Origin of the sequence: Planococcus beijingensis, from assembly GCF_016820615.1 — a bacterium.
GTDB classification, from domain to species: Bacteria; Bacillota; Bacilli; order Bacillales_A; family Planococcaceae; genus Planococcus; species Planococcus notacanthi.
On record NZ_JADHDZ010000001.1, the window covers coordinates 961,207 to 983,205 of the forward strand.

Consider the following 21,999-nt stretch of genomic DNA (forward strand, 5'->3'; position numbering starts at 1 on the left):
TTCATTGTATTCTTTTCTATTGTTGACTAAACTAGAAAGGGATTATATTTTTGTTTGAGAGAGGATGTTACTATGTCAACCCACGCAGATCAACTTGCAGTGACAACAATTCGTACACTTTCCATCGATGCAATCGAAAAAGCAAATTCTGGTCATCCAGGATTGCCAATGGGCGCAGCTCCAATGGCATATACTTTGTGGACTAAGCATATGAACCACAATCCAAAAAATCCGGATTGGTTTAACCGTGACCGTTTTGTGTTATCCGCTGGACATGGTTCCATGCTTCTATACAGTTTGCTTCATTTAAGCGGCTATGGTTTAGAAATGGATGAAATCAAAAACTTCCGTCAATGGGATTCAAAAACACCTGGACATCCCGAATATGGCCACACTACAGGCGTTGAAGCAACGACCGGTCCACTAGGACAGGGAATTGGTATGGCCGTCGGTATGGCAATGGCTGAGCGTCATTTAGCGGCTACTTACAATAAAGAAGGAATGAATATCGTCGATCACAACACTTTCGCTTTATGCGGTGATGGAGATTTGATGGAAGGCGTTGCCGGAGAAGCTATTTCTCTTGCGGGCCACTTGAAATTAAACAAATTGGTTGTTCTATATGATAGCAACGACATTTCGTTGGACGGTCCACTTGGCAAGAGTTTCTCTGAAAATGTTCAAAAACGTTTTGAATCATACGGCTGGAACTATTTGCGCGTAGACGATGGCAATGTATTGGACGACTTATCAGAAAAAATCGCACAAGCCAAAGAATCTTCAGACAAACCGACATTAATCGAAGTCAAAACCGTTATCGGTTACGGAGCTCCGAACAAATCAGGTAAAGCAGATGCACACGGCGCGCCGCTTGGTGAAGATGAAATGAAATTGGTTAAAGAATACTACGAGTGGACTTTCGAGCAAGATTTCCATGTGCCGGAGGAAGTATATGAAACTTTCCAACAGGCAACTGAAGAGCTTGGGGCAAAAGCTGAGTCACAATGGAACGAATTGTATTCACAATACGAATCAGCACATCCGGAATTGGCGGAACAATTGCAGATGGCGATCCGTGGTGATCTTCCAGAGAACTTTGATGCAGAGTTCCCGACATATGAATTCGGTAAGAAACAAGCAACTCGTTCTTCTTCAGGAGATATGATCAATGCAATCGCTAAAACAGTTCCTTCCTTCTTCGGAGGCAGTGCTGACCTTGCTGGATCCAACAAAACGAACATCAAAGGCGCTGGCGATTTTGACGCTGAACATCCTGAAGGACGCAATATCTGGTTTGGTGTGCGTGAATTTGCAATGGGTGCAGCCTTAAACGGTATGGCTCTTCATGGCGGACTTCATGTCTTCGGCGGAACGTTCTTCGTCTTCAGTGATTATGTCCGTCCAGCAATCCGTCTGGCTGCATTAATGGGGCTTCCTGTCACTTATGTCTTCACACATGATAGCGTAGCTGTAGGCGAAGATGGCCCAACACATGAACCGGTTGAACATTTGGCTTCTCTTCGTGCAATGCCGAACTTGAGCGTTGTTCGTCCCGCTGATGCTAACGAAACAAAAGCGGCATGGCGTTTGGCGTTGACGGCGAAAACTACACCGACTTTATTGGTTCTTTCTCGTCAGGACTTGCCAATTTTGGAAAATAGCGCAGAACTTGCAGAAGCTGGCGTGGAGAAGGGTGCATACGTTGTGTCCCCTGCTGAAAATCCACAAGCGCTATTGCTTGCGACTGGATCGGAAGTTAGCTTGGCTGTAGCTGCACAAAAGCAATTGGCTGAAGAAGGAATTGCAGTTTCTGTCGTTTCAATGCCATCATGGGATCGTTTTGAAAAACAGGATAAAGAATACAAGCAATCCGTCATTCCAAGAACTGTCAAGAAACGCCTGGCTATTGAAGTCGGTACTTCATTCGGTTGGGATCGCTATACAGGCGACGAAGGCGATATTCTTGCAATCGACCGTTTCGGTGCAAGTGCACCGGGAGATCGCATCATGGAAGAGTTCGGCTTCACAGCTGACAATGTTGCAAACAAAGTGAAAAACTTAATCAACGAAAACTAATATGGAAGGGCTGTCCCAAAAGGTCATGAAAAATGACTTTTAGTGGGCAGCCCCTTTTCTATTTGATGAGCAGTAAAAAAGGTGATGTTTCGTTTATCCCGCTTTAACGGGCAATAAGATCTCCCGCTTTTCGATCTGTAAGGGGGAGAGACCCCTACTGATTGAAGTTTCACTTTATCCCGCTTTAACGGGCAGTATGGTCTCCTGCTTTGACAAGCAGGAGATCCACTGACCGTAAAAGTCCGATTGGTTCAACTAACAATCAGTAAGGGGGGGAGACCCCTACTGTTTGAAGTTTCACTTTATCCCGCTTTAACGGGCAGTAAGATCTCCCGCTTTTCGATCAGTAAGGGGGTGAAGACCCCTACTGATTGAAGTTTCACTTTATTATTTTCCTCCTTATGGTCACAATTCCTTTTTTATAGTATAATCCATTGTGGTGCACTACTTATTTACGCAACACGAAGGAGGTAACAAGAATGGATACATGGATCTGGATCGTAATCGTTATCGTGGCTTTACTCGCAGGTGTTGCACTTGGATTCTTTATCGCACGTCGATATATGATGAAATATTTGCAAGATAACCCACCAATCAATGAAGAAATGCTGCGAATCATGATGATGCAAATGGGACAAAAACCGTCTCAGAAAAAAATCAATCAAATGATGACTCAAATGAATAAAGCGTCAACCAAACCTAGCAAAACTGCTAAAAAATAAAAAGTACTCTTCGGAGTGCTTTTTTTATTTTGTTCGAATCTGCTATTAGAATTTCGGATTTCGGGTATTGAGCCAGTAAGATGCCAATTTTTGATGGCGGCTTGTATGCAGAAATCAAAGGAGGAATTCAGGATGGCGGAAAATGAAGAACTGCTGTTTTATTTACCGGTCATTGAAGAAGATGCCAAGGAAGCAGGGAAGTTTCATCTTGAAAGCAATCAATTGAAAAAGGCTTTTCCCGTCTCATTGGATAAGATCGATGATTTGGTGAAAGATATGACAGATTATAGCTTAGATACAATCGAACTCCACGTTACCGGTATTGTAAAAAGTGGACCGATTACGGAATTGTTCATTGGCGCTGAAGGGCAGGCAGGCATGAAGTTGGTCCTCAACAAAAAGAAGAAACCATAATAAAAAGCACTCCGCGGAGTGCTTTTGTCATTTTACGATAGACACGGCCGAATTTGCTGAGATAGTGTGTAGGTCCTGTTGTTTAGGCGTCAGTAAATCATACTTCATCAGGAAATTTGCAACTGCCTCTTCGTATTGATCAGGGTTGCTGTTGAAAGATTGCGCATGTGCGCCTTCTTCAAACATTTTCAATTGTTTTGGTCCTTCTTTTAATGCATAAAGTTCCTCGCTCATTTTCGCCAGGACAAAATCATCATGAATACTGTGTATGAAGAGCACAGGTTTTTTTATATTGGCTACTGTTTCCCTCGGAGAAACAGTAGAAATGGAATAGCCATCACGCATTTTCATGAACAAACTGGCGAGTCGCAGAGCCAAAGTTGTGCGCAGGGGTGTCGTGGTTTTCATGACATGCAGAATCTGTTCATAAATGTCGGAATAAGCGCAATCAGAGATATAGAAATCTGCGGTGTCTTCCATACCGGCGTAAAGCAAAGTTGTAGCAGCCCCCATGGATTCACCGTGGATGCCATAAAAAAGCTCATCACCAACATGCAGTTTTAATGCAGCTACGACAGCTTTCAAATCGATTTTTTCAAAATGTCCGAAACTGGTTGTTTTTCCTCCGGAATCTCCATGGCGCCGATGGTCATAAACCACCGAATTAAACCCTAAACGCTCAAACATCCGTGCGTACTTAAAAGAATTGACTTTCGTTTCGGTCACGCCATGGCAAATGATGACATAGCGATTAGTATCGTGAGGTTCGAGAAAAATAGCTTTTATCGGGTAGCCATTCTCGGATTCGATCCATTGCTCGCTTTTAGGGACATTGGCATACCAGACTTCATCATAGCGTTTAGCGCTCGTTTCCCTTTCTAGAATCAGCTTTTCATCTTTTTTCTTTACATACATCAGCCGGTTGCTGGCGATAAATCCCGCAACTGTAGCTGTTGCTGTAAGGACGCTTGATATAATGGCGGAAGTCCAAAGCAATCTTTTTTTCATGGCATAAGCTCCTTAAGGTTGGTTTTTATATAAGGTATACATGCCTGTGGCAACTGGATTGGTTACGTGGGGCTCGATTTTTTCGATGGCTTGATATAAAAGATTCTCATCAATTCCTGTATTGATGCCCATCCGGTGGAGCATATTGACGACATCCTCTGTGGCGACATTTCCGGTTGCGCCTGGTGCGAATGGACAGCCTCCGAGGCCGCCTGCAGAAGCATCAAACCGAGTGACGCCAGCCTGCAACGAAGCCAGTATGTTGGCAAGGGCCATTCTGCGGGTGTCATGGAAATGGGCTGTCATCAAGACATCTGGAAACGCTTCGATTAGTTTAGTAAACAGTTCATAGCTTTCCTTCGGATTCGCCATGCCGATGGTATCGGCGACGCTCAGTTCGTCGACTCCCCATTCCACGAACTGGCGGCATAAATCCAGTGTTGCTTCCGGTGATACCGCTCCTTCAAATGGGCAGTAAAAGGCAGTCGATATACAGGCGCGGACAAAAGTGCCTTGTGCTTTCAAGTTAAGAATCAACGGTTTTAAAGTTTCCATGCTTTCAGCGGTAGTTTTATTGATATTTTTTTTATTGAAGGTATTGGAAACGCCAACAAAGACGGCGAGTGATTGAGCTCCAGCTTCGAGAGCTGCATTGATGCCGCGTTCATTTGGTGTCAACACGAATTGGCGCCCGGTTTTTTTCGTCTGTGTGACGATATCCCGGGCATCACCCATTTGCGGCACCCATTTAGGAGACACAAAGGATGTCAACTCCATTTCCTGAACTCCGGCGTCCTGCAAAGCAGCTATAAATTGAAGTTTATTTTCAGTAGTAACAAGTTTTCCTTCATTTTGGAGACCATCCCTTGGTCCGACCTCGATAATTGTTGCATTTTTTGGTAAACTGAACATAATATCCCCCCTGCTTTCCATTGTATATAGGGAAGGGATAAAAGAGCAACTAACAGACAATCACTCAAGGGGGAAAAGTACATGTCACAGGAAATCGTTATTGTAAGCGCTGTCCGTACAGCGGTAGGTTCATTTCAAGGGTCATTAAAAGACGTGCCGGCTACACAATTAGGAGCGATCGTCATCAAAGAGGCGATCGGACGCGCCGGGATTCAGCCGGAGCAAGTTTCTGAAGTCATTATGGGGAATGTTCTTCAGGCCGGGTTAGGCCAAAATCCAGCACGCCAGGCATCCATCCATGCGGGGCTGCCGGAAACTGTGCCCGCTATGACCATCAACAAAGTCTGTGGATCTGGATTGAAATCTATTCAGCTCGCTTACCAGGCGATTTATGCTGGGGATGCAGACATTGTCGTTGCAGGTGGAATGGAAAACATGAGCCGTGCACCGTATCTCATGGAAAATGCCCGCAGTGGATTCCGCATGGGGGATCAGAAAGTAGTCGACAGCATGCTCGTTGACGGCTTGACCTGTGCATTCAATGATTACCATATGGGAGTCACTGCAGAGAATTTATGTGATCGTTACGACATCACACGTGAAGAACAAGATCAATTCGCTGCCCGCTCACAAGCACGTGCCACCGCTGCAGTCGAATCTGGCAGATTTGATGACGAAATTGTGCCAGTGGAAATTCCCCAGCGCAAAGGAGATCCAGTTATCTTCAAGGCAGATGAATACATTAAGAGTGATTCCAATGAAGCGCGTTTAGGAAAGCTGCGTCCGGCTTTCAAAAAAGACGGTAGTGTGACAGCGGGCAATGCATCAGGCATTAACGATGGTGCAGCTGCAGTTGTGGTCATGTCCAAAGCGAAAGCGGATGAACTTGGACTGACGCCGCTGGCAACTGTAGTAGCAAACGGCAGTGCAGGAGTTGATCCCGCTGTAATGGGAATCGGTCCCGTGCAAGCTGTGAAAAATGCCTTGAAAAAAGCCGATATGGCATTAGAAGACATTGAACTGATCGAGGCAAATGAAGCGTTTGCTGCGCAGTCGATTGCGGTTGACCGTGAGCTGAAGTTTAATCATGATATACTGAATGTCAATGGAGGAGCCATTGCGATTGGTCACCCGATCGGCGCAAGCGGCACACGCATTTTTGTCACTTTGCTGCACGAAATGATCAAACGTGACGCTAAGACGGGATTGGCGACTCTTTGCATCGGCGGCGGCCAAGGGATCGCAACGGTTATTAAACGTCCTTAAGGAGAGAGAGCAATGGCTAAAAGAAAAGAAGAATCCAACAGTATGTTGTCTGACGATGTGTTGGCAAAACTGAAGGAAACGAAAAAAGAATTGTTGAAACACGAACAGAAGTTGGAAGAAGAAAAAGAAGCACAGCGTTTATTCGAACGCAAAGAACGCGAGAAGAATCTATCATTTGCTGAACTTCTGGAGCGCCATGGAGATAAAGGGAATAAATTTTAGTTTTAAAAAGGAACACAATAGTTCTTATATGAAAAGGCAACGAATCTACTCATCACAGCAGCCAACCTCGAAAATTGAGGTTGGCTGTTTCTGTTTCAAGAAATCGGGTGGTTTGAACTATTTCTGTTGAGGGCAGTGAAGATAACGTGATTTGAGAACCAGAGATAGAACGAAAATGATAAACGCCAATATTGCAGAAACAACAAGCGCTGTTTGTTCTCCGTATTTATCGATGATAAAAGTGTAAAAAATGGGTGAAATCGCAGACAACAAGAAGCCAGGTACTAATAATTTTCCTACGGTGGCTCCGTAAGTATTGTGGTCAAACAGAATCAACGGCAGGGTTCCACGCGTAATCGTCATCAATCCGTTGCCGGCTCCGAAAAGAAATGCAAACAATAAAGCAGCTATAAGGAACCGGCCGCTGAGAAGTCCGCTGAAAAAACCAAGGGGCAATATACCTGAAGCTAAAATTGTCAATGAAATAGGATGGAGGCGGGCGCCGAACAGAACTTCGCAGACACGCGCAAAGGATTGTCCTATTCCCCGGAGAGTTGAAATCCATACTGAAAGAGCGGCGGTCAAACCGAGGCCGGCAAGAATAGTAATCATGTAAGTCGACATGGCAGAGTTCAAAATATTTAACAGCGTGAATATCAATGCATAGAGGCTGCCTGCGACCCATCGTTCTTTGTCTGCAGTAATGACAGGAAGGAGAGAAGGCGGCAGCTCCTTTTTATTATTGAACCGCTGTTTAGGAAGAGATAGATGCAAAGGGATGGTTAAAAGGGCAAATCCCGCATAAATTAGAAGAGCTGCTCTCCATCCGAAAGCTTCAGCTAACATGAAACCGACAGGCCAAAAGACGCTGGAAGCCAATCCGCCCAAAAGAGTGATTTGTGAAATGGGGCGTTTTGCATGTATGCCACCTATACGCGCTAATGCTGCAAATGCCGCATCATAGAGAGTCAAGCGCATAGCAAACCCGAGCAGCACCCACGACACATAATAAATCCCAATAGAATAGGATAAAGCAATGCCGCTGCAGCCTAATGACAATAGGGCAGATCCCCCCGACATAACGAAGCTTCCGCCATAGCGGTCGATTAATCTTCCCGTCAGTGGAGATGTAATTGCCATAATCACTAAGGCTGTTGAAAATCCACCATAGACAGTCGTTTCGCTCCAGTCCAAATCAGCAGCGATCCGTGTCCCGAATACAGCGATCGAATAATAGGAAATTCCCCAGCAGATAAGTTGAGAGATACCGAGTGAAATAACAGTTCGGCGAGTGATCATTGTTTCACTTCCTTACTATTCCTTATCGATAAAGCCATTATAGAATTTTTTAAGGGGCTATGGTTAATTTATAAGGAATATCTCGGATGCTATTCGGACGAAAAAAAAGGAACCCGCGGCTGCAGGTTCCTTTTTGAAAATTAATGTGTTTCATCATATTTCAATGCTCTGTCCATGAAGACAGCAAACTCTGCTCTCGTGACGTCGGCTTTTGGATTGAATTTTCCATTAGTTGAACCGATGGTGATCCCAGCAGCGTACAAAGTATCGATATACTTATCTGACCATCCGCCCTTTTTAACATCTGGGAAGTTATGGGAGCCTTTTGCTTCGATATCAAACGCTGTTACTAGCACCTTAGCCATCTCTTCGCGTGTCAGCTTGCTTTTCGGTTGGAATAGGTTGTTATATCCTTCGAAAATTCCGGCACGTTGTGTTGCTGTGATTGCATCGAAATTCGGATGCGATTTCGGAACATCTTTGAACGCTTTATATGGCAGTTCATTTTCTAAGTCCACTGCGCGATCGAACATTAGTGATACATGTTGACGTTGAATTCCATCTCTCCATTTGAAAGTTCCATCTGGATGTCCTTTAATAATGCCTTCTGCTGCCATGCGCTCAATTGCTTCGTAAGCCCAAGCAGGCTTTTCAGGCGTTACATCCGGGAAAGTTGGTTTTGTCGGTTCTGGTTTTGGATCTGGTTTTGGATCCGGTGCAGTTGAACCAGTCGTAAATTGATAAATTGGTGATTTTTCACTCTCGCCTGCCGCATTGGTTATATTCATGTACCAATGATAAACGGTGTTTTTGCTTAAGCCTTTCCACTCGGCAGAAGCCACTTCGCCTGATTTCAAGTCTTTATCCTGGCCGATAGCCTGGTCGGTATAGATGTTGACGGCCATATAATCCGTTTCGATTTGTCTAGGGTTGTCTTTTGCTTTTACATCCGCCAAATCGAATTGGGCTGTAAAGCTTTCTTTTGCAGGGTCGAATTGTTCGAAATCGTAATCATTTTCGAAAGGAGAGTATGACACAAAATCCAATGTTTCATCCGTTGGATCGAACGTCAGCTTCTTCAAATAGCCTTGTCCACGGTCAGGAGCAGTATTGCCCTGATGATTTGCCAACACTTCCAGCACTTCACGTGTTGAGCCATCTTCATTTTCAATCTGTTTGACACGGTAGTTAGCGCCGTGATGATGGCCACTGAGGACCATTTTAACATTTTCATTAGGGACGACAATTTCTCTGTTGACCACTCGTGCTTGTTCGGTTACGTATTGTGCCAACGAATTGATATTCTCATGCATGCCGACAATGGCATTGCGGTCTGCATGCTGCTTAAGAACTTTGTTTGCCCAGGCGACGGTTTCAGCTGATCCATCTCTTCCGTAGCCAAGATATAGAAAAATGAAATCATGATCGCCGAAAGAAAACAAATCGTAATGGTTTTGATTTTCTTCGTTCATTGCTTCACCAAACCACGATTTGTCTTTAAAGCGATCGATTCCAGCGTATCTCGCGAAAATGGAATAATCATAAGTTTTGTTGAGGGTGTCGATTCCTACATCATGGTTACCGGCTAGTACCCCATACGGAATGTTGGCAGCATCGAGCCGATCCAAGTTTTCCTCTGCAACTTTCCATTGTTCCTCATCGATTACATTATTGACAAGGTCTCCGGTATGCATGGCGTACTCATAAGTTCCTTTTTTGTATTCGTCGATCATCCAGTCTGTCATGGATGTCCAGACTTCAGGGAAATCCTGTGCATAGTATTGGGTATCCGTAAACCAGACCATAGAGAAGTCTTCATCTTTGGAATCTGTCAGCGTTCCGGAATCGTGGACCATGGCCTGAACTTTTCCATCTTTGACGAATCTCTCTTTATCAATTTCAGCTTTCAGGACAATTTCTTCGCCCTTTGCATTTCCTTCCGCCTGGTTCAAAGCGACCCAGTTGCCCGCTTTATAATCCCATGCTGAAAGATTGGCTAAACCACTTGCCAAAGTTTTTCCTTCCCAATACAGCTGGATCGCGTTGCCGGCTGCCAAGTCCTTGGAGACGTCAACTACAAAACGTTGAGAAGGAAAGCCGTTGCTGCTTTTGGTGACGGCTGTTTTTCTGTCGTCAGCTGCCATCGCTTTTATTTGTTCACCCGTTAAAGGAGCGGCATTTGTTTGGATCGGCACAGTAATCGGGTTGTCGGCTGAATCATTTGCAAAGCCGGTTATCCCTTTGCCTGCAAAATCATATTTGAATCCTTTTTTGAAATCGACGGTTTTGATGCCTGCCCCTGTTGAATCTTTTACAATAGCCTCTAAGGTGGGGGTAAGGCTGACATCTTTTGAGTAATTAGCAGGCTTTACCTGTTCTGGTTTTTGCGGGGCTGCCAGTGGAGTTAACGAAACACTGGTTAGCACTAAAGCTACTGCCGCTGTGGTGGTGAAAAACTTTTTAATCATCTGTTGTCCTCCTTTAATGGGTGTTGCGTGTTTAGTAGGTAAAAAAGACTTAAATAAACAAAATTAATTATAAAAAAATAGTTTACCAGGGATATATATCCTTTCTTTTATTTTTTAGTGAACCTATTTATTCATAATAACAAATAAAAAATAAAAAACAACTTAATTTTCCATATTTTTAGAATATTTAATTATCTGAAGCATTACCTTCAGCTTACATGGGATAAAACAAGGCAGGATTACCTGCTTTATAGTTGGATAACATTGTCATAAAAAAAGGCAAAATTTTTGAACCTATTTAGAGGGAAGAGTACAATGACTGGAGATTTATCAATAAATATTCATAAGATTGAAAGGGCGGCGAAGTAAAGTGAGTAAAGATAAGATGAATGTATTGGGCTTTTATAATCCAGGATCGAAAACAGCAGCGCCGAATTTTGAGAAGGTTGAAATTGACCGTCCAAAAGCGGCAGGAAGAAATTTGCTTGTTGAAGTCCGTGCGGTATCGGTCAATCCGACGGATCTGCGGACTCGTGACGCCAAAGGGGAAGATGATCAGACATTAACGGTCGTTGGACGTGATGCATCAGGAATTGTTGTAGAAACAGGGGATGACTGCAGGTTGTTTCAGGTGGGAGAAGAAGTGTTTTATGCCGGTACAAGCATTGCGCAGGGAAGCCTTAGCGAAGTCCAGCTGGTAGATGAGCGGATTGTTGGAAAGAAGCCGAAAAGCATCGGTTTTGCGGAAGCTGCAGCACTGCCTCTGACCAGCGTCACAGCCAGCGAAGCGCTTTTTGATCGGCTTGGTGTATCACGGAATCCGACTGATAACAAAGAAAAAGTAATCTTGATTATCGGTGCAGCAGGCGGGGTGGGATCTGTGGCCACTCAAATGGCTAAATTAGCCGGATTGACTGTCGTAGGAACTGCTTCCCGTCCAGAATCAAAAGAGTGGGCGTTGAATCATAAAACAGACTTTATCATCAATCATCACGAAGCTTTTGAACCGCAATTGGAAGCTTTGGGTATTTCGGGGTTTCATTATATATTCTGTTTAACCAATATCGATGACCACATGGAGAGCATGGCTAATGCTATCCTTCCACAAGGTAAAATCTGTTCGATCTTACCGGCAATGAAGCCGCTTCATCCAGCTTTTTTTTCAAAATCGGTCAGCTTTTCCTATGAGTTGATGTATACGCGCTCAGTGTATCAAACAGAGGATATGATTTCACAGCATCATATTCTGAACCAGTTAGCAGATTGGGTGGATGAAGGGGAAATTCGTTCGACAATGTCCAAAAAACTTGCGCCTCTCTATCCAGAGACATTAAAAGAAGCCTATGAGATCCTGCTCACAGGGCGAACTATCGGAAAAATTGTTGTTGAGGGTCCGATTTATCCCTAAAATGCCAAAAGAAAACTGAGTCAAAATTATTCCATAAATTTTCTTCTGTTTTGAATAATCAGAAAAATGATGTTATGGTGAATATGTATCCACCCACACTTCTGCTTGATGGAAAATTAGTTGACAATCATTAAAAGGAGGAACTTCAATGGCTGATGAAAAAAAACCGGAAGAAACTTATTCAAGCAGGGCTGAAAGAGAACGGATTGGCCGTGAAACGAATGCAGGTTTTGCGCGAGTGGAACGTGCGGAAAGAGAGAATAGTTCCACTGATATTCCGACAGGACCCATCGGAAGAAAGTTAACTGAAGATGAAATTCGCCAAAGGGTTGGTCAAGGGAATTTTGATTCTGCAAAAGACGACAATCAAACAAGTTCAATCAATAGCTGAATAAATTAAGAGGCTGCATCTTCTATTAAAGAAGAACAGCCTCTTTTTTGATTTATTCAGTTATTCTGCTGATTCGAATCTTGCTTACAGATTCTCGAGAGTAGGTGCCAAAAACGTCCAGATTAGCCCTGCTTCTTCAGGAGAACGTGGGGTGATGACAGACGATTTCGGATAAGGCAAAGCGGCAATCCGTTGTTCGACATATTTCTTTACGTATGGATTTTGATCGATGGCTTCTATATAAGTCGTTTGAGCAGTTTGGGAAAGTATTCCTTTCTGCCGCTCCATAGACCACCTCAACCAAGCATAGAATGCATTATCGTTGAGTTCTTCTTCGTAATGGCTGATCAGACTCTCGGCTTCTTTAAGGCGGCCCAAGGCGATTAACGCCGAAACCGCTAAATATCTTACCCCCTGATGATCTCCTGGGTTCAAACGCAGCACCTCATAATAAATAGGGAAAGCCTCTTCGAAGCGGGCTTGCTCCCAATAGAAATTTCCAAGCAAAAATAGGGATCTCAAATACGGCCGGTTTGGAACGTACAACCAAGCTACATCCATTTCCGGTTCAAAGCGTTCTTTTCCGCTGGAAACCGCTTTTTGAAGCAATTGTTCTTTTAAGGACAAATTCTCTTCCATTTCAGCTGCCAGTAGGAAGGCATCTGTATTTTGGGGATCCAACCTCTGAATCTGCTCCACTTGGCTGGTCCGATTTATAGTTGTATAGGCACTGTAGGCAAGAAGTTGAGCTTTTTCAGCTTTGGTTTTCGGTTCATAGGATTTGCTGTGGTAGTACTCCATCTGGCGTTTCAATTCATTTTCACTTGTAATGGTCGCATTTTTCAAATGCATATATAATTGCCAATTCTGCAGTTCATTGCCTTTGGGATCCGTTCCGACTTCAAATGCATAAACGGCTCCTTTCTCTGGGTCTTCTTTGCTTTTGGCGGTGTGATAAAAAGAACCGAGGTCATTTTTGAAAAGTGTCAGTCCTTCTGTATCCACGCCAAAATGCTGTGCGGTTTCTTCAGTCTTCCAGTCGAGCTTCACCAATTGGTGATCGATGGCAAATTGGACTGCGCCGGCGACCGCTTCTTTAGGAATTATTGCTAAGGGTTCTGCGTAATGAAAGAAGGCTTCGATTAATTCGTCACTCTTCAAATCATGGGCAATTAGGAAATTCTCCAATTCCTCCACAGTTTCAAGAACAGCATAAGCGACTTTTTCGGTGCTCAGAAGGCCACTGCTTAGGAGCTGGTAAACAGCCAAAATGTTCCGGCTGTAGAATTCCTTTGCGTTTGCCGTTTCGGATGACTGATACATCTCCTGAAGCTTTCGGACACTTTCCGGTTTCACTTTAACAGCAACCGTCAGGCTGTTCAACACCATCATGAAATGCTCGCCTATCCGGACATCGGGCAAATAGAAACCGGTGGCTATGTTTCCAGCTTCAACCGGAAAAGACTCATTAACTTCAATTTCCATAATATCTTTAGTCAGCAAATCACGGACTTGAGCTTGGTAATTGGAAACGGAAAGAACTTCGCCGGCCATAAACAGTGGGTTAAGCCAGGATTCAAGGATCAGTTTGATTTGCATTCTTTCTTCCTTGATGATCTTCCGTTCAATAAAACTATTCCATACATCGACGCGTTCAGAAAAGAAAAAGATATCTCCGATAATGCCATTCGATTTATCTTCTCCGTAAAGTGGGACGAGAAGGTTTTCGACTTTATCTTTCCATTTCACCAATTCTTTCTGTTCTGACCGACGGGGATTATTTTCAAAAAAATCCCGAAGCGTCCCTTGCAGTACTTTGTTTTGTTCTTCAATCATCAGCTTGGAGGATCCGCCCGTCCCACAGCATTTTTTATATTTTTTGCCGCTTTCACAATGGCAAAGCTCGTTTCTGCCAATCGCCTTTATCATATAGAAGGCTCCTGAAGCAGCAGACGTTCTTCATCGCGGCTATGGATGGCGTTCACTACCAAAAGTGCATGAAACTGTTTCATGACCTCATAGCTGAGGCCTTCTTCTGCAAGCAATATTTTGATGTCAGCCACAATGATGCGCAAGATATCATGATCGCGTGTCAAATCAGCCACTGTTTGCTTGAGTTCTGGTTTCTGGTCGATCATTTCCTGATAAAATCCTTCTTCCTCTGCATCCGCATGGCTGATGATCCGTGTTTCCCAATACTCCAGCAAATGATCCGCCGCTTGATGGGCAACTTCGTATTCTTTAGCTCTCAATAAATCTTCAACTTCTTCTGTTTTAGTTACTGCTCCAGATAAGGCGCCTTCATGGATGGCATGATGGGCATGCAGCTGGCGCAAAGATGGTCCTGACATAGTCATTCATTCCCCTCATTTTTTTTCAGTATAACATGCCAAAAACCGCTGATTTTCCAGCTAGGGCATTTCCTTTGGTGAAAGAGGGAACTCCCTTATCCGATGAGAAACGGGGAGTTTTGAAGCTGGAAAAATAGATGGAAATCGGCATTTTTTTTCGGTTTTTCATTGGAGAAAATAAGAATCTGCTGGAATTCACTGTCTTGAGGCATATCTCAATGAAAAACAACCTGATTTTATTGGACAGCTTATCGGAAACCCTCGATAAATAATGGAATATGGAAATTTTGGGCTAAACAGTATTTTTGCAGTTTTCAATGAACAAGGGAATTCCAGTGCTTCTGTAGGACATTCCCTAATGGGAACTTGTATGGGGGACTAACATAATAAAAGCATACGAATGAATTTGTAATTGATTCCCTTCAATAGTTTTCATTCATGAGAAGGAGTGGGTATACGCGATGAAGAAAAAATTTGGATTGAATTTCTTTAAACCAGTCGAAAGTTATTCGGGCAGTTGGTCCATCCTGGAGGAAAAAAGCCGGGATTGGGAAAATATGTACCGCCAAAGATGGTCGCACGATAAAGTAGTCCGCACCACACACGGAGTAAACTGTACAGGATCATGCAGTTGGAAAGTATTCGTGAAGAATGGAATCATCACGTGGGAAAATCAGCAGATCGATTATCCTTCCTGCGGACCTGATATGCCTGAATTTGAACCGCGCGGCTGTCCAAGGGGTGCTACATTTTCCTGGTATGAATACAGTCCGCTGCGAGTGAAATACCCTTATATGCGCGGTAAACTTTGGCGTCTTTGGAAAGTGGCGCGAGCCAGCCACCCGAACCCGGTGGATGCATGGGCAAGTATTGTAGAAGATCCTGAGAAAGCGATGTTCTATAAATCTGCCCGTGGAAAAGGCGGACACATCCGCGTCAATTGGGAAGATGCTTTGGAATTGATCGCAGCACAATTGATCTACACCATACAGAAATACGGACCAGACCGCGTGGCTGGCTTTACGCCAATTCCAGCGATGTCGATGGTCAGCTACGCTTCAGGAGCAAGATTTATTTCACTTCTTGGTGGTGAAATGCTTAGTTTTTATGATTGGTATGCGGATCTCCCACCTGCATCTCCACAAATATGGGGAGAACAGACAGATGTACCGGAGTCATCGGATTGGTATAACGCCGGGTATTTGATGATGTGGGGATCGAATGTTCCAATGACCAGAACACCGGATGCGCATTTCATGACAGAAGTCCGCTATAAAGGAACAAAAGTGGTATCGGTAGCTCCTGATTATGCAGAGAATGTTAAATTCGCCGATAATTGGCTGGCTCCTCACCCTGGAACGGATGCAGCACTAGCTCAAGCCATGACGCACGTTATTCTGGATGAATTCTATCAAAAGCGCCAAGAGCCGATGTTCATCAATTATGCGAAACAATATACGGATATGCCATTTATGATTTTATTGGATCCGCATGAAGATACATTAAAAGGTGGACGATTCTTGCGCGCCAGCGATTTGGGAGATACATCAGAGCATGCAGAATGGAAACCGGTCATTTTCGACGAAGCTGCGGATAAATTGATGGTGCCGAATGGCACGATGGGGCAGCGGTGGGAAGAAGAGAAAAAATGGAACCTGATTCTCGAAAATGAAGATGGCTCCAAAGTGGACCCGGCTATGAGTGTTGTTGGCCACCAGGAAGAATGGAAGGAAATCGTCTTCCCGTATTTCGATAATCAGGGAAATGGCGTCTTCAAGCGGGTTATTCCTGCAAGAAAAGTAATATTGGCAGATGGTACAGAACGCTACGCGGCAACTGTTTATGATCTGATGATGAGCCAATACGGAATTATTCGTACGGAAAGTGAATATAATGCAAAAGGCTACGACGATGAAACCTCATTTTATACTCCTGCATGGCAGGAAAAAGTGACATCCGTCAAAGCATCAATCGTTACGCAGATTGCACGTGAATTTGCACAAAACTCGATCGATACAGGCGGACGCTCGATGATCATCATGGGCGCTGGCATCAACCATTGGTTTAACAGCGACACGATTTACCGCGCAATTTTGAACCTGGTCATTCTGACAGCTTCCCAGGGCGTCAATGGTGGTGGATGGGCGCATTATGTCGGACAGGAAAAATGCCGTCCGATTGAAGGATGGTCGACTGTGGCTTTCGCGAAAGATTGGCAAGGCCCTGCAAGACTGCAGAATGCAACTTCCTTCTTCTATTTTGCAACAGAACAATGGAGATATGAGGAAAGTGGCGTAGATGTGTTGACGTCCCCTCTGGCAGAAGATGTCGCCTATCAGCACCCGGCTGACTATAATGTGCTGGCAGCACGATTAGGATGGCTTCCTTCATATCCACAATTCAATAAAAATAGCTTGCTGTTTGCAGAAGAAGCTGCTGAAAAAGGTGCAAAGACCAATAAAGAGATTATCGATTACGCAGTGGAAGAAGTTATTTCCCGTAAAACGAAATTTGCGGTGGAAGATCCAGGTGCACCGGAGAACTTTCCGAGAACACTGTTCATCTGGCGTTCCAACTTAATTTCGAGTTCTGCTAAAGGCCAGGAATACTTTATGAAGCATCTGTTAGGTGCCAAAGATGGCTTGTTGGCTGAACCGAACGTCGATGAAAAACCAGAAGAAATCGTTTGGAGGGAAGATGTTGAAGGCAAACTGGATCTTATGGTTGCACTTGATTTCCGGATGACTTCGACTCCTCTATACGCAGATATTGTCTTGCCTGCAGCGACTTGGTACGAAAAGACCGATCTGTCTTCAACTGATATGCATCCTTTTGTACATCCATTTAATCCGGCAGTCAACCCCCTGTGGGAATCCCGTTCTGATTGGGATATCTACGCTAAATTAGCTGAAAGATTCTCAGAGATGGCGAAAACACATTTGCCTGGCGTCTATAAAGATGTGGTCATCACCCCTCTTGCACATGATACAAAAAGTGAAATTTCACAGCCGATGGGTGTCGTTAAAGATTGGACTAAAGGGGAAATCGAAGCAATTCCTGGCAAAACAATGCCGAATTTCAGTATTGTAGAGCGGGATTACACCAAAATACATGACAAATACATTACCTTGGGACCTAATTTAGCTGTCGGCAAAACCGGTGCGCATGGTGTCAGCTTCTCTGTAGCGGATGAGTATGAGGAATTGAAGCACATCAACGGTACGTTCTTTGATGAAACCATCAAAAATGGTTTGCCAAAAATCCAAACGGCTCGACAAGTGGCGGATGCCATGCTGAACCTTTCATCGGCAACAAACGGACGTGTTTCACAAAAAGCATATATTGAAGCAGAAAAAGATACAGGCGTAGAGTTGAAGGATATTTCAGCAGACCGCGCAGCAGAAAAAATCACGTTCCAAAGTATCACTGTCCAACCGCGTGAAGTTATTCCGACGCCGGTGTTCAGTGGATCCAATAAAATGGGGCGACGGTATTCTCCATTCACAACAAATATTGAGCGTTTAGTGCCATTCCGGACATTGACAGGCCGACAGCATTTCTATATCGACCATGAAATTTTCCAGCAGTTCGGCGAAGCTTTGCCAATCTATAAACCGACATTACCGCCGATGGTATTCGGCAAGAATGATAAAAAGATAAGAGGCGGCGTTGATTCGCTGGTGCTGCGTTATTTGACGCCTCACGGCAAATGGAATATCCACTCCACCTATCAGGATAATCAGCATATGCTGACGCTATTCCGCGGCGGTCCGACTGTCTGGATCAACAACGAAGATGCAAAAGCACACGATATCGACGATAATGCATGGCTCGAAGTGTATAACCGAAACGGCGTTGTCACAGCGCGCGCTGTCGTCAGCCACCGGATGCCGAGGGGTACGATGTTCATGTACCACGCTCAAGACAAACACATTCAAGTGCCTGGTTCTGAAATTACGGATACCCGTGGCGGCAGCCATAACGCGCCGACCCGCATTCACCTCAAACCGACTCAAATGGTCGGCGGATATGCTCAGCTCAGTTACGGCTTCAATTACTACGGCCCTATCGGTAATCAGCGCGATGAATACGTGGCAGTTCGGAAAATGAAGGAGGTTGACTGGCTTGAAGATTAAAGCGCAAGTAGCGATGGTGATGAATTTGGATAAATGTATCGGTTGCCATACCTGCAGTGTCACGTGTAAGACCACGTGGACCAACCGTAAAGGTGCAGAGTATATGTGGTTCAACAACGTGGAAACAAAACCTGGCATCGGGTATCCGAAGCGCTGGGAAGATCAGGAACTTTATAAAGGCGGCTGGCAGCTCCGCAAAGGGAAACTGGAATTGAAGTCAGGGAATAAATTATCAAAAGTCGCGTTGGGGAAAATCTTTTACAACCCGGATATGCCGGAAATGAAGGATTATTATGAGCCTTGGACATATAATTATGAGCATTTGACCAACGCTGGAGAATTGGAACACTCACCGGTTGCACGTGCACATTCAGCCATCACTGGGAAGAAGATGGACCTTGAATGGGGTCCGAACTGGGAAGATGATCTGGCAGGAGCGCATATTACGGGACCGTTGGATCCGAATATCCAAAAAATCGAAGAAGAAATCAAATTCAATTTCGATAAAGCGTTTATGGTGTATTTACCAAGACTTTGTGAACACTGCCTGAATCCGAGCTGTGTAGCATCATGTCCCTCTGGCGCGATTTACAAACGCGAAGAAGATGGTATCGTCCTGGTCGACCAGGAAGCTTGCCGAGGCTGGCGCTATTGTATGACAGGCTGCCCTTACAAAAAAGTTTACTTTAACTGGCAAACCAATAAAGCCGAGAAATGCACATTCTGCTTTCCGCGGATCGAAGCGGGGCTGCCAACCGTTTGCTCAGAAACCTGTACGGGCCGCATCCGTTATTTAGGGGTGCTTTTGTATGATGCAGATCGCGTGCTGGAAGTGGCTTCCACACCAGACGAAAAAGATTTATACAAAGCGCAATGTGACTTATTTATTGACCCGTTTGATCCTGAAATGATTGCGATGGCCAGAAAAGATGGCATATCAGAAGACTGGATAGAAGCAGCGCAGAACTCGCCGGTTTACAAACTGGCGATTGAACATCAACTCGCTTTCCCGTTACATCCGGAGTACCGGACTTTGCCGATGGTTTGGTATGTGCCGCCGCTTAGTCCAATCATGAACTATTTTGAAGGCAAAGATTCTATTAAAAATCCGGATATGATTTTCCCGGCAATCGAAGAAATGCGGACCCCGATTCAGTATTTGGCGAATATGCTGACGGCCGGCGATACGGAAACAGTTAAGAAATCGCTGCAGCGCATGGCAATGATGCGCTCGTATATGCGTGCCAAGACAACTGGCAAGGAATTCGATGAAAGCCGCCTGGAACGGATCGGCATGACAGCCCATCAGACTGAGAAAATGTACCGCCTTCTGGCAATCGCCAAATATGAGGATCGTTTCGTCATTCCAAGTACGCATAGAGAAGGACGTGTCAATCCGTACCGTGCGCAGGGGATGGAAGGGTTTGATACAGAAGGCATGGGAGGATGGGGAACTGACTCCGGTGGATCCTGTGACAGTTGTGGCCCGGCAACGCCAAGCCCAACTGGAACAGCTACGAAAACCGGTAAAGAAATTTATGAAGAAAACTTCTACGGAGGTATATGGCGTGATTAATTTAGAGAAACTATATCGTTATAAATCGTCATTCGGTTTTTTTGCCCATCACTTGACCTATCCGCAGAAGCTTGATTTTCATCCATCGTTGATTGAGGAATCATTCGATGCGGATCATCCGGCGTATAAGTATGTTCAGCAATATTGGGAACTGATGCATGAATTGAGCTTGGATGAAATCCAGGAAATGTATACCGATATTTTTGATTTTGACAAAGACAGCACGCTGTTCATGACGTATTTCAAGTTTGAAGATGCCAAAGAACGGGGCCAGATGCTTGCTAAACTGAAAGTCTCGTATGAAATGTTCGGTCTTGAAATGCCGGATTCGGAATTATCCGATTTCCTGCCACTCATTTGCGAATTTCTTTATGCAGCTGAGTGGCTGGGGGATCCACGGGCGCCTCAGAGTTTCCAGATGCTGATTGCCGTTTTGGAGGATGGAACCTATCATCTGTTGAAATCACTTGAGAAAAAAGACAGCCCCTATTTCCATCTTGTCAAAGGATTGCGTGAAACGTTTAAAGTCTGTATCGAGCAGGAGGTGCCTGTCGATGGAAACGCTTGATAGATTAATTTGGGTGGTCTTTCCTTACCTCTGCATGGCCATCTTCGTTTTTGGGCACATCTATCGCTACCGAGTTGATAAATTTCATTGGACAGCCAAATCCAGTGAATTTATTGAAAAAAAACAATTAATGATTGGCAGCTTGATGTTTCACCTTGGCATTATTCCTGTCATTTTTGGCCATATCGGAGGGTTGGCAATTCCGATTGCCTGGATGAATGCTATTGGCGTCAATGATCATTTGTATCATATCGGTGCTATCTATATCGGTGGGATTTTTGGTTTCATGACGTTGATCGGCATGATTATTCTCACTTTTCGACGCTTTTCGCTGTCCAGTGTCCGCAAATTAAGTTCTTTTTCTGATCTTGCAGTAAACTCACTGCTTTTGTTCATTGTGTTCGTCGGAATGTATGCCACGTTGGTCACGAATGTAGTGCAGCCCGACTTCGATTATCGCATGACGATTTCAGTCTGGTTCAGGGATTTGTTCTTGTTTAGAGCAAATCCGGCTATCATGGCAGACGTGCCTTGGTCGTTTAAAATTCATGTTTTAACAGGCTTTGCCATATTTGCTTTTTGGCCGTTTACCCGTCTTGTGCATGTTTGGAGTGTACCGTTGAATTATGTAGGCAGAAGTTATATCCTGTACAGGAGACATAAACCAACAAATTAAAGAGATGTTCTCTTTTTAGTTTAATAGGAGACAAAAGCATGGATTATACAGAAGAATATCAATTGCAAATTGAAAAAATCCGGGAAGCTCTTGGTTGTGATATTATTGCGCTTGCTTTAGTCGAACCGGCGGAAAACTTGCATGTATTAAAATGGCAATACATTTCAGGCAACATAAGTGAACGCATAAAAAAAGTAGTGCTGCAATCAGGCAAAGGAATAGCGGGAGGCGTTTTTAAGAATGGCAAACCTATTCTGGTGGCTGATGTGGAAAAATTTGCAGCAAAGGAAGATTTATTCAACTATCCTATTTTAAAACTTGAAAACCTAAAGAGTATTGGCGCTGCTCCGTTATGGCATAGCGGAAGAGTGGTAGGGGTGCTGTTGGGCGGCTTTAGAGAACCCCATTTGATGACACCGGAAAGATTGCAGATGCTGATCAGCATGTCTAAATCCGACATAGGAACGCTGGACGGGAAGGAATTGATGTGGAATTGATTTCGGGGA

At 44.4% G+C, this 21,999-nt stretch carries 18 protein-coding genes; 12 read left to right on the forward strand and 6 right to left on the reverse strand.

Annotation, left to right across the window (positions count from 1 at the left end):
* Nucleotides 1–72: 72 nt before the first annotated feature.
* The 3 genes from tkt to IRE19_RS04530 all read left to right on the forward strand — a co-directional run bounded on the left by tkt (nucleotide 73) and on the right by IRE19_RS04530 (nucleotide 3,212).
* A complete protein-coding gene (gene tkt / locus IRE19_RS04520; RefSeq protein WP_203339457.1) occupies nucleotides 73–2,076 on the forward strand; it encodes a transketolase in 2,004 nt (667 codons plus the stop codon).
* 479 nt (nucleotides 2,077–2,555) lie between these two features.
* Complete coding sequence (locus tag IRE19_RS04525; protein ID WP_191714177.1) at nucleotides 2,556–2,798, forward strand: YneF family protein; 243 nt, start codon at nucleotides 2,556–2,558, stop codon at nucleotides 2,796–2,798.
* Between the two features lie 132 nt (nucleotides 2,799–2,930).
* Complete coding sequence (locus tag IRE19_RS04530; RefSeq protein ID WP_203339458.1) at nucleotides 2,931–3,212, forward strand: hypothetical protein; 282 nt, start codon at nucleotides 2,931–2,933, stop codon at nucleotides 3,210–3,212.
* Between the two features lie 27 nt (nucleotides 3,213–3,239).
* Here the strand turns inward: IRE19_RS04530 and IRE19_RS04535 are convergent, their stop codons facing one another.
* Both IRE19_RS04535 and IRE19_RS04540 read right to left on the reverse strand, forming a co-directional pair.
* Nucleotides 3,240–4,220 carry an alpha/beta hydrolase gene (locus IRE19_RS04535; protein WP_191714179.1) on the reverse strand — a complete coding sequence of 327 codons (981 nt, stop codon included), beginning with the start codon at nucleotides 4,218–4,220 and terminating at the stop codon, nucleotides 3,240–3,242.
* 12 nt (nucleotides 4,221–4,232) lie between these two features.
* On the reverse strand, nucleotides 4,233–5,132 hold the full coding sequence (locus IRE19_RS04540; protein WP_203339459.1) for a hydroxymethylglutaryl-CoA lyase: 900 nt from the start codon (nucleotides 5,130–5,132) through the stop codon (nucleotides 4,233–4,235).
* Between the two features lie 81 nt (nucleotides 5,133–5,213).
* On the opposite strand from IRE19_RS04540, the gene IRE19_RS04545 reads away from it, so the two are divergent.
* Entirely contained in the window at nucleotides 5,214–6,398 is a 1,185-nt protein-coding gene (locus tag IRE19_RS04545) for an acetyl-CoA C-acetyltransferase (protein ID WP_191714181.1), read from the forward strand.
* A gap of 12 nt (nucleotides 6,399–6,410) precedes the next feature.
* Nucleotides 6,411–6,620: a YqkE family protein gene (locus IRE19_RS04550; protein WP_191714182.1), complete on the forward strand. Its 210-nt coding sequence runs from the start codon at nucleotides 6,411–6,413 to the stop codon at nucleotides 6,618–6,620.
* A gap of 117 nt (nucleotides 6,621–6,737) precedes the next feature.
* On the opposite strand, the gene IRE19_RS04555 is transcribed toward IRE19_RS04550, so the two are convergent.
* Both IRE19_RS04555 and IRE19_RS04560 read right to left on the reverse strand, forming a co-directional pair.
* The gene (locus tag IRE19_RS04555) at nucleotides 6,738–7,919 is read right to left on the reverse strand and encodes an MFS transporter (protein ID WP_191714183.1); all 1,182 of its coding nucleotides are present in this window, start codon (nucleotides 7,917–7,919) and stop codon (nucleotides 6,738–6,740) included.
* A 140-nt stretch (nucleotides 7,920–8,059) separates the two neighbouring features.
* Nucleotides 8,060–10,387, reverse strand: a complete 2,328-nt coding sequence (locus IRE19_RS04560; RefSeq protein WP_203339460.1) for an S-layer homology domain-containing protein — start codon at nucleotides 10,385–10,387, stop codon at nucleotides 8,060–8,062.
* Between the two features lie 370 nt (nucleotides 10,388–10,757).
* On the opposite strand from IRE19_RS04560, the gene IRE19_RS04565 reads away from it, so the two are divergent.
* A complete protein-coding gene (locus tag IRE19_RS04565; protein ID WP_349291249.1) occupies nucleotides 10,758–11,795 on the forward strand; it encodes a zinc-binding alcohol dehydrogenase family protein in 1,038 nt (345 codons plus the stop codon).
* 148 nt (nucleotides 11,796–11,943) lie between these two features.
* Entirely contained in the window at nucleotides 11,944–12,186 is a 243-nt protein-coding gene (locus IRE19_RS04570; RefSeq protein ID WP_203339461.1) for a hypothetical protein, read from the forward strand.
* 84 nt (nucleotides 12,187–12,270) lie between these two features.
* Here the strand turns inward: IRE19_RS04570 and IRE19_RS04575 are convergent, their stop codons facing one another.
* Together IRE19_RS04575 and IRE19_RS04580 are read right to left on the reverse strand one after the other, a co-directional pair.
* Nucleotides 12,271–14,115 (reverse strand): tetratricopeptide repeat protein, encoded by a 1,845-nt coding sequence (locus IRE19_RS04575; RefSeq protein ID WP_203339462.1) that lies wholly within the window; start codon nucleotides 14,113–14,115, stop codon nucleotides 12,271–12,273.
* Complete coding sequence (locus IRE19_RS04580) at nucleotides 14,112–14,537, reverse strand: hypothetical protein (protein ID WP_203339710.1); 426 nt, start codon at nucleotides 14,535–14,537, stop codon at nucleotides 14,112–14,114. The genes IRE19_RS04575 and IRE19_RS04580 overlap by 4 nt, the downstream gene beginning before the upstream one ends.
* 461 nt (nucleotides 14,538–14,998) lie before the next feature.
* On the opposite strand from IRE19_RS04580, the gene IRE19_RS04585 reads away from it, so the two are divergent.
* Genes IRE19_RS04585 through IRE19_RS04605 form a run of 5 tightly spaced genes read left to right on the forward strand, consistent with a single transcriptional unit; the run spans nucleotide 14,999 to nucleotide 21,990 of the window.
* Entirely contained in the window at nucleotides 14,999–18,673 is a 3,675-nt protein-coding gene (locus tag IRE19_RS04585; RefSeq protein WP_203339463.1) for a nitrate reductase subunit alpha, read from the forward strand.
* The gene (gene narH, locus IRE19_RS04590; protein WP_191714188.1) at nucleotides 18,663–20,249 is read left to right on the forward strand and encodes a nitrate reductase subunit beta; all 1,587 of its coding nucleotides are present in this window, start codon (nucleotides 18,663–18,665) and stop codon (nucleotides 20,247–20,249) included. Before IRE19_RS04585 ends, narH begins: the two co-directional genes overlap by 11 nt.
* A complete protein-coding gene (gene narJ, locus IRE19_RS04595) occupies nucleotides 20,242–20,817 on the forward strand; it encodes a nitrate reductase molybdenum cofactor assembly chaperone (protein WP_203339464.1) in 576 nt (191 codons plus the stop codon). The genes narH and narJ overlap by 8 nt, the downstream gene beginning before the upstream one ends.
* Nucleotides 20,804–21,493 carry a respiratory nitrate reductase subunit gamma gene (gene narI / locus IRE19_RS04600; RefSeq protein ID WP_191714190.1) on the forward strand — a complete coding sequence of 230 codons (690 nt, stop codon included), beginning with the start codon at nucleotides 20,804–20,806 and terminating at the stop codon, nucleotides 21,491–21,493. Before narJ ends, narI begins: the two co-directional genes overlap by 14 nt.
* 38 nt (nucleotides 21,494–21,531) lie before the next feature.
* On the forward strand, nucleotides 21,532–21,990 hold the full coding sequence (locus IRE19_RS04605; protein ID WP_191714191.1) for a GAF domain-containing protein: 459 nt from the start codon (nucleotides 21,532–21,534) through the stop codon (nucleotides 21,988–21,990).
* Nucleotides 21,991–21,999: the final 9 nt, after the last annotated feature.